Annotated in this window: 11 protein-coding genes and 1 tRNA gene; 5 read left to right on the top strand and 7 right to left on the bottom strand. The window is 51.9% G+C overall.

What is annotated here, in order from left to right:
• Positions 1–117: 117 nt before the first annotated feature.
• The 5 genes from ACJ77P_RS08260 to ACJ77P_RS08240 all read left to right on the top strand — a co-directional run bounded on the left by ACJ77P_RS08260 (position 118) and on the right by ACJ77P_RS08240 (position 4,558).
• The gene (locus ACJ77P_RS08260) at positions 118–2,289 is read left to right on the top strand and encodes a bifunctional (p)ppGpp synthetase/guanosine-3',5'-bis(diphosphate) 3'-pyrophosphohydrolase (protein ID WP_367359086.1); all 2,172 of its coding nucleotides are present in this window, start codon (positions 118–120) and stop codon (positions 2,287–2,289) included.
• 58 nt (positions 2,290–2,347) lie between these two features.
• Entirely contained in the window at positions 2,348–3,082 is a 735-nt protein-coding gene (locus ACJ77P_RS08255; protein ID WP_367359087.1) for an N-acetylmuramoyl-L-alanine amidase, read from the top strand.
• 52 nt (positions 3,083–3,134) lie between these two features.
• Positions 3,135–3,857 carry a ribonuclease PH gene (gene rph / locus ACJ77P_RS08250; protein ID WP_367359088.1) on the top strand — a complete coding sequence of 241 codons (723 nt, stop codon included), beginning with the start codon at positions 3,135–3,137 and terminating at the stop codon, positions 3,855–3,857.
• Positions 3,854–4,468, top strand: coding sequence for an XTP/dITP diphosphatase (locus ACJ77P_RS08245; RefSeq protein ID WP_408999412.1), 615 nt, complete (start codon positions 3,854–3,856; stop codon positions 4,466–4,468). The genes rph and ACJ77P_RS08245 overlap by 4 nt, the downstream gene beginning before the upstream one ends.
• 13 nt (positions 4,469–4,481) lie before the next feature.
• A tRNA-Pro gene (locus tag ACJ77P_RS08240) sits at positions 4,482–4,558 on the top strand.
• Positions 4,559–4,681: 123 nt separating this feature from the next.
• Here ACJ77P_RS08240 and ACJ77P_RS08235 read toward each other — a convergent pair.
• From ACJ77P_RS08235 to ACJ77P_RS08205, 7 genes are all read right to left on the bottom strand, one after another.
• Entirely contained in the window at positions 4,682–4,909 is a 228-nt protein-coding gene (locus ACJ77P_RS08235; protein ID WP_408997967.1) for a hypothetical protein, read from the bottom strand.
• A 388-nt stretch (positions 4,910–5,297) separates the two neighbouring features.
• Complete coding sequence (locus ACJ77P_RS08230) at positions 5,298–5,882, bottom strand: hypothetical protein (protein ID WP_408997966.1); 585 nt, start codon at positions 5,880–5,882, stop codon at positions 5,298–5,300.
• Between the two features lie 82 nt (positions 5,883–5,964).
• The gene (locus tag ACJ77P_RS08225; protein ID WP_408997965.1) at positions 5,965–7,083 is read right to left on the bottom strand and encodes a phage portal protein; all 1,119 of its coding nucleotides are present in this window, start codon (positions 7,081–7,083) and stop codon (positions 5,965–5,967) included.
• A gap of 140 nt (positions 7,084–7,223) precedes the next feature.
• Positions 7,224–8,945, bottom strand: a complete 1,722-nt coding sequence (locus ACJ77P_RS08220; protein WP_408997964.1) for a phage major capsid protein — start codon at positions 8,943–8,945, stop codon at positions 7,224–7,226.
• A gap of 146 nt (positions 8,946–9,091) precedes the next feature.
• On the bottom strand, positions 9,092–10,705 hold the full coding sequence (locus tag ACJ77P_RS08215) for a terminase large subunit (protein ID WP_408997963.1): 1,614 nt from the start codon (positions 10,703–10,705) through the stop codon (positions 9,092–9,094).
• A gap of 50 nt (positions 10,706–10,755) precedes the next feature.
• Complete coding sequence (locus ACJ77P_RS08210; RefSeq protein ID WP_408997962.1) at positions 10,756–11,058, bottom strand: HNH endonuclease signature motif containing protein; 303 nt, start codon at positions 11,056–11,058, stop codon at positions 10,756–10,758.
• Positions 11,059–11,111: 53 nt separating this feature from the next.
• The gene (locus ACJ77P_RS08205; RefSeq protein ID WP_408997961.1) at positions 11,112–11,285 is read right to left on the bottom strand and encodes a hypothetical protein; all 174 of its coding nucleotides are present in this window, start codon (positions 11,283–11,285) and stop codon (positions 11,112–11,114) included.
• Between the last annotated feature and the right edge of the window lie 38 nt (positions 11,286–11,323).

Below are 11,323 nucleotides of genomic sequence, written 5' to 3'. Positions count from 1 at the left end.
TTGCGATCAATGCGCTCTTTGTCGGGGGCCATCGGCCAGGCCGCGGGTTGCACGTTAAAGAAAATGGGACCAGGTCAGGTAGCCGGGAACATGAAGGGCTGGAATTAAAGAGACGTCATGCTGCGGATCATCGATATCCTTGACAAAACACAGGAATATCTCACTCCGGGAGAACAGGAGCTGATCGAAAAGGCCTACATCTTTTCGGCCTCTGTTCACCAGGGGCAGGTGCGCCTATCCGGTGAGCCCTACATGACCCATCCCATGGAAGTTGCCGGAATCCTCGCCGACATGGAGCTTGATGCCGCGTCCATAGCGACGGGACTCCTCCATGACACCGTTGAGGATACGCTGACGACCCTTGAACAGATAGAAGAGCTTTTTGGAAAAGATGTCGCCTTCCTGGTCGACGGGTTGACAAAGATCAGCAAGATCACCTTCAGAAGTCAGGAGGAGCGGCAGGCGGAGAATTTCCGCAAGATGATTCTGGCCATGTCCGCGGATACCCGGATTCTCCTGGTGAGATTGGCGGACCGCACCCACAACATGAGAACTCTTGAGTTCCACACACCGGACAGGCAACGGTATATTGCGAAGGAAACCATGGAACTCTATGCGCCCCTGGCCAATCGGCTGGGCATTTACCGGATGCAGGTTGAACTGGAGGACATGGCCTTCCGCTACCTGGATTACGACGCCTATTCCAATCTGACAAAGCGGATAGACTCAACGCGGGAAAAGAGGGATCAATATACCAGGGAAGTCAAGAGGATGATCCAGGAAAAGATCGACGAGTACGGCCTTAAAGGCGTAGTCGAGGGCAGGGCAAAGCATTTCTGGAGCATCCACAAGAAAATGCACGAACAGAAAATTGATTTCGACGAGGTTTATGATCTGACGGCCTTCCGCATCATCCTGGATTCCGACAAGGAAAAAGACTGCTATGAAGCCCTCAGTATCGTGCATGCCCTGTGGATACCGGTTCCAAGAAGGTTCAAGGATTATATCGCCATGCCCAAGGCGAACAACTACCGCTCCCTCCACACGACCGTCATCGGTCCGTCCGGCCAGCGGGTGGAAATCCAGATCCGGACGAAAGAGATGCATGAATGGGCGGAAGAGGGGATTGCCGCACACTGGCGGTACAAGGAAAAACGGATGCTTCCAGGCGCCGACGAGGAGCAGATCCGAAAGCTGCGGGAGTTGCTGGAAATACAGCAGGACTTGAAAAACCCCCGCGAGTTCATGACGAACCTGAAGCTGGCCCTGTTTCCCGATGAGGTTTATGTGTTCACGCCCGACGGCGATGTCCGGTCTTTTCCGAAGGGGGCCACACCGATTGATTTCGCCTACAGCATCCATACCGACGTGGGGCATACCTGTGTCGGGGCCAAGGTCAATCGGAGCATCGTCCCCCTGAAATATGAGCTTAAAAACGGTGACGCCGTTGAGATCATCACGCAGGCCGGACACCATCCCAGCAAGGACTGGCTGAAGTACGCCGTCACATCAAGGGCGCGGTCAAAGATCAAGGGCTGGGTCAAGGCAGAGGAAAGCAAAAAGAGCATCACCCTGGGCAGGGAACTGCTGGAGAAGGAGTTCCGCAAGAACTCCCTCAAGTTGAGCTCGGCGGTTAAATCGGATGAAATCCGCGATCTTTTCACGGAATTATCGATTAACACCCCGGACGATCTGTTCGCCCTTGTGGGCTACGGACGAGTCTCCCCGAAAAGGGTTGTCCATCATTTTATCCATGATGAAATCAGCGCCCCTGAAAGGGTGCCTGCCGACAGGGCAGCGAAAAGGACCAAAAAAGAGGACTCCCAGGGGATATTGATTACCGGCATTGAGGACATCATGGTGCGGTTTGCCCACTGCTGCGACCCTATCCCCGGAGATGAGATCGTCGGTTACATAACAAGGGGGCGGGGCGTTACGATTCATACGGCCGATTGTGAACGTCTTTCGGAGCTGGATTCCGAAAGGTTTGTGGACGTGGCCTGGAGTGCGAAGGCATCGCAGACCTATTCCGTGAATATGGTCGTCACATGCAAGGATAAGAAAGGCATCCTGGCGGAAATCAGCTCGGTGATTTCTTCCCTTGACGTAAACATCAGCACCGCCAGAGTGGATACCAGCAGGGACATGCGGGTGAATTGCTTTTTCCGGCTTGATGTCACTGGGCTGAGGCAGCTGCAAACACTGACCTCGGCGATTCAGCAGATCAAGGAAGTCCTTTCAGTGGAAAGGGTGCACAAGGTAAAGGAGCATCCACGCCTATCCGGCTGATGTTTCCCATATATGTGTTGACAGAGATTTGTTGTTTGCTGTATGAGAGGCTCAATTTATGTTGAAGAGTACAGGAAAGATGGTGCGACAGGCGTTTCCGTATGTTCGTCTCAATAACGTTTTTTCATGGCTGATTCTGCTGCTTCTGGCCATGTATGTGCTGCCCCTTTCGGCATTGGCAGCGCGGGAGGGGATGCTGGTCGTCCTTGACCCGGCCCACGGCGGTTCAGAAAAAGGGGTGCGGTTTTCGGACGACGTTTATGAAAAGGACGTGACCTTGGCCATTGCCCGCAGCGTTCAGAAAGAATTGATGACGTCTCAGAACATACGCGTGCAGCTGACCCGTGATTCGGATCGGACGCTCAGCCTTCGCGAGAGGGAACAATTCGCACGCAATGCAGCCCCGGATCTTTTTCTCAGCCTGCACGTAAACGCCGGGTTCGGAAAAAAGGCATCGGGATTCGAAATTTATTTCCCGGGGTTCAAGCGGAACACGCAAGGTGAGAATGAGGATTCGTCTGTGATCCTGACGGACATGGCGAGAAACAAACATCTCAATGACAGCGTGCGGTTCGCCTATATCCTGCAAAAGAACCTGGAGCAGGTATTTCCCAGGAAAGGCCGCGGGCTTCGAGAGGCAGCGGTTCCCGTTCTGGAGGGCATCGTCAAGCCGGCCGTCGTTGTTGAGCTTGGTTTTGTTTCAAACCCGGAGGACAAGAAGCAGATGCTGGAAAAGGAAATCCAGCTCGCCGTTGCCAGGGCCATCAGCAAGAGCATCAAAGAACTTTACTGAACAGTCCGCATTCCTTTGCAGCAGTCATATCTATTCGGGGAGCCTTCTAAGTTTGAGGAAAAACGACCGCAGACACGATGAAATCCGGGACGTGAAAATCACGCGGAATTACTTGAAACATCCACAGGGTTCCGTCCTGATTGAGATGGGGGACACGAAGGTCATCTGCACGGCCACGCTGGAAGAGAGAGTTCCGCCTTTCTTGAAGAATTCGGGAAAGGGTTGGCTGACGGCTGAATACGCCATGCTTCCCATGGCGACTCAGGAGAGAAACAAAAGAGAGGCCGCGCAGGGTCGAATCGGAGGGCGGACTCATGAAATACAGAGGTTGATAGGGCGCTCCCTGCGTGCTGTTACCGACCTGGAGAGTTTCGGGGAAAACACCGTATATATCGATTGTGACGTCATCCAGGCTGACGGCGGTACACGCACGGCGTCCATTACGGGAAGTTTCGTCGCCCTTGCAGACCTTTTCCGCAAGATGAAGGAAGAGGGAAGGTGCGGCTCCATGCCGCTGCTGGATTACGTCAGTGCCGTCAGCGTCGGGATTATTAACGACACGCTTATGCTCGACCTGGAGTATGTCGAGGATTCGCAGGCGGACGTCGATATGAATGTGGTCATGACGGGCATGGGGAAATTTATCGAGGTGCAGGGAACCGCAGAGAAAGTCCCCTTTTCCCGGGACCGATTGACGGAAATGATCGAGCTGGCCGGAAGGGGAATCCAGGCACTGACTGAAATTCAGAAGCAGACACTGGGAGGCCAGTTCTGATCAAGATCGTTTTTGCCTCTAAAAATAAAGGAAAGGTCCGGGAGGTCCGGGCGATTCTCGAGGAACTGGACGTCAACCTGGAATCCCTGGAGGCATATCCGAATGCCCCTGACGTTGTCGAGGACGGAAGCTCATTTTTCGAAAATGCCTTGAAAAAGGCCAGAGTCATATCTGAATTCACGGGTGAAATCGCCCTGGCTGACGATTCAGGATTGGAAGTCGATGCACTCAACGGCCAACCGGGAATTTATTCTGCCCGCTTTGCCGGTGAGGGTGCGGATGACAATCAGAACAACCAGAGACTGATGGAGCTGTTGAATGGGGTCCCAGCGAAGGACCGGTCGGCTGCCTTTCGCTGTGTGCTGGTTCTTTATCATCCGGATGGGAACTACGAATCGTTTGACGGAAGATGGGATGGATTCATCAGCGAAACGGTTGCAGGAACCGGCGGTTTCGGTTATGATCCGGTCTTCCTGCTTCCGGAATCCGGCAGAACCGTTGCGCAGTTGACATCCGAGGAAAAGAACAGAAGCAGCCATCGGGCGAAAGCCCTTCAAGCACTGAAGGATCATTTAAGAAAACGGTCATATCCGGCCAAAAAAGAATCATAAGTACATATAAATACGGGGCGTAGCGCAGCTTGGTAGCGCGCCTGCTTTGGGAGCAGGATGTCGCAGGTTCAAATCCTGCCGCCCCGACCAAGAAAATCAAGAGGTTACGAAAAATCGTAGCCTCTTTTTTTGCCTGAAATGGCCTCAGGGTACAAAACGGGGTACAATATTTTTGCAATAAAAAAAGGCGGACCGAAGTCCGCCCTGTAGTTGTTATTCACCAAGCGGCCCGAATACCTTTTCCAGCTCCGCCAGTTCCTTTGTCGTGGCCTTCTCGACTTGATAGCCCAGGCCAACCCAGGACACGAGGTCAAGCGCTCCCCCATCGGGAAGAACGATCACCGGCTGCCCGTAGCTGCTGGCAGGATGGTCTGTTGTGACTTTCGCTTTGATCCGCGCCCGTTTTTCACCGAAAAGATTTTCTCTGTATGATAGGATCATTGTCTTAACCTCCTAAATATCAAAACCGTGCCCACGCCTACAGGTTAATGGACTCTGTAAAGGTTATAAATAATGTCTCCGAATCGGAGACAAAAAAACCCGTTAACCTTGAACAAACCCGCCCTCTCTCAAAACTCGAACCCTCAAAATAAAAAAGGTCATGGAATTGCGAAGGCATTCAACATACCTTTCCGGCCCTTACGGGTACCGGCTTCCATGACCAATTAAATGTTATGGTACATACAAAAATAGCCATGCTAACGTGTGGCCTCCCGGTTGAATTTTTCGCACCTTCAGGATAAAGAAATTTTTCCTGAAGTCAAGCGGAATTTCCCCGGATCTGCTTCTTAAATTCAATAGGCCCAGGACCGAAGCCCCGGCCTATCTGTCAAGTCGCTTGTGCTGGCTTTTCCGCTTCAAAATATTCCTTCCTATATCCTCTGTACATCTCATTTACTTTGTGCTGAATAGCATCGCTGCTTTGATAACCCAGAATATCGGCTATTTCAGAGAAGGAAAATCCAAAAACCTTGTTTAAGAGAAATGCCTTTTCATGCTTCGATAGGTTGTTCCTTGTTCGTTCCATACAAAATTTCAATGCCTTGTCACGTCCGTCAAGGACTTCAAGAATCTTATACATGCGTTTTCTAGCCTGACTGTACTTCCCTGCTGCGGTTCGGTGATCTACTCCGTACTTTTCGCCTATTTCTTCATAGGACTTACCAAGCATGAAGCGCATATAAAAGATATCAGCAATCTGCTGTTGTGGTGAAAATTCTATATCTTCTGTACGTCTGGTTGTCTCTTCGTCGTCCGGATGTTCCCCGGCAACCTCAAAGATAACTTGCTTGAGTGTGCTTTCGTGGAAATCGGAGAAACGCTTTTCATGGTAGTGACCATAATGCGTGATTTCTTTTTCCCCTGTCTGCCGTTCCAGGCTTCCGTCTGTTACTTGAGACAATAGTCTGTCCATGAACCAACAAGGCCTCTTGCATGTGCTCCTATGGTGACATTTTACACAAGGTTGTTCTTTACCCATTTTTAAAAAGCCTCACTTATGAGTTCTGAAGGCTGTTCATGTTCTCAAGCTGCCGCACTTCGTCTATGGTCAGAAATCCCGATTCAACGGCAATCTTATATGATTCATAACGGGTCTTTGTATCAGCTCGGAGAAATCCGTTTGTCAGGTGTTCGATGAAAAACTTTTCCTTCTCGGATTCAGTCAGAAGGCTTTTCATCATGGCCTGTTCGATCCTTGTCAACCACGGCTGCAAGGTGTGGGTAAGGAAAGACCGAAGCTGCTCGGTGACATTCGCGTACGTGGATCTCTCATAATCCATCACCAGATTCAGAGGCACCCGAAACACCCTGGCAATCTCCACGACAGAGAATTTTTGAGACTCGATCAACTGTGAATCCTGAGGAGAAACACCCACGGATTGCCACTGGAGGCCATTATCCAGGACGGCAACCTTATGATGCTTTCCCTTCCCGGCATGTCCGCCGGTCCATGCTTCCCGAAGGTTCGCTTGACTTTGCCCACTCAAGGCATTCGGAGTGGTCAGGATACCACCCGGAGAAGCGTCATTTTTGAAATAGCTTGAACTGTATTCCTGCACGGCCTTGCTGTATCCGAAGCAGTCCCGAAGCAGGGTCAAGGGTGAATAACCGATGATTCCGTCAGCCGATAGACCCCGGATGTGGAGAATATCGGACATAGGATAGGTCTTTTCCTGGCCATCGGCCTGATGCTTATAAACCAGCTCCCGGCCCTGAAGTTCGACCGTCACCTTGTCAGGATGCAAAGGCCACAATGCCACAACCTCGCCCTGGTCCCGTTCAATAAAGCAATAGGCATTTCCTCTAAGGCAAAGGTGACCGACGAGCAGTTCCCGAAGCTCAAAGGACGTCATCAGGGGGTTAGGTGAATCATGGAGCAGGCGGAAAAGGGAAAAACTTCTCGCCCGGTCTTTGTCGCCGTTGTCAAAGCGTTCATAGGTAAGCAGAGGCAAACTTGCGATTGCTTCGCTCAATACCCGGATACAGGCATAAACCGCCGGGATTCCCAGGGCCACTGATTCCGTGATATTTATGCCGGCGGATGTTGAGCGGCCCTCGAAGGCGTCAAGATTTGCCCATGATGCAGATCTCTTTTTGAAAAATGGGAAATTCATATTGGCTCCTTATATGTGTGTGGCGGTCGAATGTTAAAAGTGTGCCAATTGGCACGTTTCCATTGGCTCCTTATATGTGTGTGGCGGTCTGGTGCCTGCACCGTATCGCTACGATGCAAGGCCCAGAATCCGCCCAATGGTTAAGCTCTTTCCGCCAGGCCGACAACCCAACTCAGGGTGTCGCCATTTTCCGGAGTGATGGGACCGCTCCAGGTGCCCTGGCCGTCAAACCTGAGGATTGCCCGGTAGCTCATCAGGTCTTGCGTCCATCCGGGAATGATGGATTTCTCAAGCCGCACGTCCCGGCGGAGTCCGATCGCGTACTGGCTCAGGTCCACAAAGCAGATATCATTTGCATCCCCCAGGGCAGGCATGTGAGAGGTGAAAATAACCGGACGGCCCAGGATCTTGAATTCTCGGCTTGATTCCGTCATAACCGGGATATGTGATCCGCCTGTCCCGATTGCAATGGTGAGGCTCAAAAGCTGAGGGATTGCGCTGTTATTGACAAGCCACACAGCCCGTTTCCGTCCTTCCGGATACATCCGGGCGAACATCTTCGAGATGTTTTCCCAAATAATCGAGTCCTTTACCTGGCCGGCTTCCTTCGCGACGGTGATAAGCGCCGGATCGTTCAGGATTCCCAAAGGCTGACCGGCTGTTCCGGAAATGAAATACTTGTCCAGGCCATAGCCGATGGAAGATCTCATTGCCCTGTCAAGCTGTGCATCGAATCCCAGGCCGTCCTCGACAAGCTCATTGCTCGCATCAACGAAAATTGCGCCCTTTTTAGCGGAGAGATTGATTGCGCGGAGTTTCCCGGTCTGCTTGTTCCCCGTTCCCTCTTCGGCCAGAAATTCCATTGCAAAACCGCCGAACATGCTTCCGCCGGTCTGAGTGCTGCAATCCCAACCGGGCACCTTCCGCGTCGCGGACTCCATCGGCCAGACGGTCGCCCGCGGTCTGATGATTTCGCCCTCGATTGAGCTATCAAGCCATTGTGCCGCGAGAGGTTCCGGAACAGAAAAGCCTCCTGCAGATGGGGTTCCTTCTTTCATCGACGCCCGGAAAGCCCTGATTTCCTCTTCATTGACTTCAAGCTTACGCCCCTGGTTGAACATCCCGGCATAGGTCCGGTCGGTAGCGGGTCCGCCGACAAACTGAATCAGCGAACGATTTTCTTTCTGAAGATCCGGAGTAAAGCTCTTGCCGTCCTTCTTGCCAGTATCAGCCATTTCGAAGGCTTCCAGCCGTGCATCAAAGGCACGGATCTCGCCCTTGAGGTCTTCCATGCGGTCGGCGTTCTCGCCGCTTTTGGCCAGTTCGGAGAGTTCATCAATCGCCGCCTTTCTCGCTTTAAGAATGTCGTTTCTATCCATCTTGTTTTCGCTCCTTTGTGAACCATGGTTCACATTTTGATTAAGATTTCGGCCAATGCCGATGGTGTTGTCTGCAGGTGCCGCAACAAGGGACACTTCATAAGGCCGCCACCTTGTTGCGATATATCCGCGTTTTGTTTTCTGCTTTTCCGTGATCTGATATCCGATAGACAGATTTCTAAGAATGCCGTCCTGGATATCGGCCCATAAGGCTTCCTGGTTCGATGAAAGACGGATCTCACCCTTCAATTTGCCGTCAGCCACAACCAACTTTTCCACGACGCCCACGGGCAAGCTGCTGTTGTCGTGTGCCCTCAGAAGGGGTAAGGGTGCCCGGCTCAGGTCAACCGCTTCCGGCTTGTGGCTTAAGATCTCTTCGCCGTCGTACCTCATGACGGGAAATTCGCTCGATAAGCTTGCCGAGACGGTCCGTGATTCCGCTCTGATGCTTCCAACATCAATTTCAAAGTTTCGTTTTTCCATTCCGTTTGACTCCTTGTTGCTTTTGATTTCAGGCACAAAAAAAGGCAGAACTGCGGAGGTAACGGCTCCGTTCAGCCTGCCTTAATTTGTATGGGGTCCGGTTAGCTAGACCGTCGCCCGCCTGATTTTAAAGATGCTCTACAGCATCAAATCCACATTATTGAGGGTGCAACCTCCTTTTTCTGATTCCTGAGAGCGCCATCAAGCGCCATGATGGAACTGACAACCATGTCAATCTTTTCCCGACTGCGCTTCTTCGACGGCTTCACGTTTCCGGCTGCATCGGTTTCGACAATCACGTTTGAAAAACACCAGGAAAGCGCCGGATTGTCAGGAAATCGGATCTTCCTTTCCAGGATGAGTTTCTCCATCTCCTTTGCCGGCGGACTCATCGACGCGAAGCCCTGGCCAAACTCCAGGACCGTCAGGTCCATGTCCTCAAGGTCTTTGATGATCTTCTGACTTCCCCACCGATCGAACAATAACGCCTTCAGGTCATACTGCTTCCCTATGGCCTCGATCCTCTTCAGGATGAAAGAATAATCCACCACGGCCCCCGGCGTCGCCTCGATGTATTCCATCTTGTGCCACAGGTCATAGGGCACCCGGTCATTCTTTGCCCGGCGTTTGATAGCATCCCGAGGGCACCACGCCCAGTGCATCGTATAGAATGGTTCATCGACTTCCTGAGGGACAAAACAGAGCGAAAGAGCGCTTAAATCCTGTGTAGAGGATAAGTCCAGGCCCGCATAGCATTCACGCCCTGAGAGGTCAGGAAACGGCCCCACGCAGGCATTGAAATCGGCTGATAAGATCCATTTTGCCGATGCATCGACTCGCATATTGAGGTACAGATTTTTGAACACGTTCTCTTTCGCCGGTATCTTCTTTGCCTGTTCTGCAAAAATCCTCATCTCTTCCAGGGATCTGAAGTCATCCAGGGCAGGATTGCAGGCGTACCAGACTTTTTCATTCCAGGGATCGGCACCATCGGGTGCCGCATAGACGCACCCATAAAAAGCAGGGTCCGCCGGAAGGGTGCCGTCCTGGATCTTCAGGGCATAGTCAACCAGTTCTGACATGATGTGATTTGAATCTGCAGACTGTGTGCTGATAACGATCATCAAGGGCTCTTTCCTGGCCCCGGTTCCAGTAGTCAGGTTGTCGTAAAGTTCCCGGTCTTTTGATTGTGAGAGTTCATCATAGGCCATAAAGGAAGGGCTCAAGCCATGGGCTTTCCTGGCGTCGGCGCTCATGGCCCGGTAAACGCTGCCTGTTACGGTATCGGTAATTGTACGGTGAAAAGCCTGAATGTGGCATCGTGCAGCAAATTCGGGCACCATTAGGATGATCGCCTCCATCTCCCGGTAGATGATCGCCGCTTGCTCACGATCCGAAGCTGCAGAGAAAACTTGACCACGTTGTTCTGATTCCGGCCCCAAAAGGTGACACAATGCAAGGGCCGCTGCGAGCGCCGTCTTGCCGTTCTTTCTCGGAAGGGTGACAAGAGCAGTTCGGACCTGTCGAAGCCCCTGGCTATCAGTCGCATAGATCGCCTTGACGATATCTTTCTGCCATTCCCGAAGGACCATTTTCTGCCCTGCATGCATGCCGGCCGTAATCGGCAACCACTCGATGAAGGCAATCACCTTTTCAGCCCTGGAATACTTTTTCCGGTCCCATGGGAGGCGCTTTGCACGGCTTGGTCGCCTCTGCTTGGTCGATTTTGCGGCTGCTGTTGTTGGTCCTCTTTTACCCATTTTTCAAATTAACTCACTGTTTGACTACCCACGCGGTTATCTACGCTAGATTACTGATGATTTTTTCGTCTGTTTTTCTCCGCTGCTGTCTTGATCCCATGGCACTTCCAGCAACAGGCCATCGCGTTATCTTCAGATAGACGGTCGCCGCCGTCCTTCAGTTCGACAACATGGTCCACCATTGCCGCAGGGGTCAGCCTGCCTTCACGTTCGCACTGTTCGCATAGCGGATGCTGCCCGAGATACCACGTCCTGAATCGCCGCCATGCCACCGACAGATAAAAGGGGTCTGTTTCCTTTGGTGACCTGGCCGGTCGATGCTCCAGGCAATAAGATGATCCGGGCTCTGCCATGTTCCGGCAAGGGAATGATGAGCAGTATTTTCGGGGTCGATTTGCCATTACTCTTAGGCTTGCTTCTTGGTGTATTCCATGGTGATTACCTTGGGTATATCTGCATCCTTCGGAATAAAGACGCTCCCAGTTATGCCGCCTTCAACCTCTACCTGGAATCGATGAAACCGCTTCGTATCCTTGTCAAACTTGAATGTGCCTTTCACTTCTTTCTGCTCTTCTGACATTGTGATCTCCTTTTTTTATCACTCAATTTCGGGGCGCC

The sequence above is a fragment of the Syntrophus buswellii genome, from assembly GCF_046097065.1.
GTDB classification, from domain to species: Bacteria; Desulfobacterota; Syntrophia; order Syntrophales; family Syntrophaceae; genus Syntrophus; species Syntrophus buswellii.
This window is presented reverse-complemented; position numbering and strand designations above follow the sequence as displayed.

Coding starts and splice junctions, on each gene's coding strand:
- ACJ77P_RS08260 (WP_367359086.1), top strand. CDS start 118: ATGCTGCGGATCATCGATATCCTTGACAAAACACAGGAATATCTCACT.
- ACJ77P_RS08255 (WP_367359087.1), top strand. CDS start 2,348: ATGTTGAAGAGTACAGGAAAGATGGTGCGACAGGCGTTTCCGTATGTT.
- ACJ77P_RS08235 (WP_408997967.1), bottom strand. CDS start 4,909: ATGATCCTATCATACAGAGAAAATCTTTTCGGTGAAAAACGGGCGCGG.
- ACJ77P_RS08230 (WP_408997966.1), bottom strand. CDS start 5,882: ATGGACAGACTATTGTCTCAAGTAACAGACGGAAGCCTGGAACGGCAG.
- ACJ77P_RS08225 (WP_408997965.1), bottom strand. CDS start 7,083: ATGAATTTCCCATTTTTCAAAAAGAGATCTGCATCATGGGCAAATCTT.
- ACJ77P_RS08220 (WP_408997964.1), bottom strand. CDS start 8,945: ATGGAAAAACGAAACTTTGAAATTGATGTTGGAAGCATCAGAGCGGAA.
- ACJ77P_RS08215 (WP_408997963.1), bottom strand. CDS start 10,705: ATGGGTAAAAGAGGACCAACAACAGCAGCCGCAAAATCGACCAAGCAG.
- ACJ77P_RS08210 (WP_408997962.1), bottom strand. CDS start 11,058: ATGGCAGAGCCCGGATCATCTTATTGCCTGGAGCATCGACCGGCCAGG.
- ACJ77P_RS08205 (WP_408997961.1), bottom strand. CDS start 11,285: ATGTCAGAAGAGCAGAAAGAAGTGAAAGGCACATTCAAGTTTGACAAG.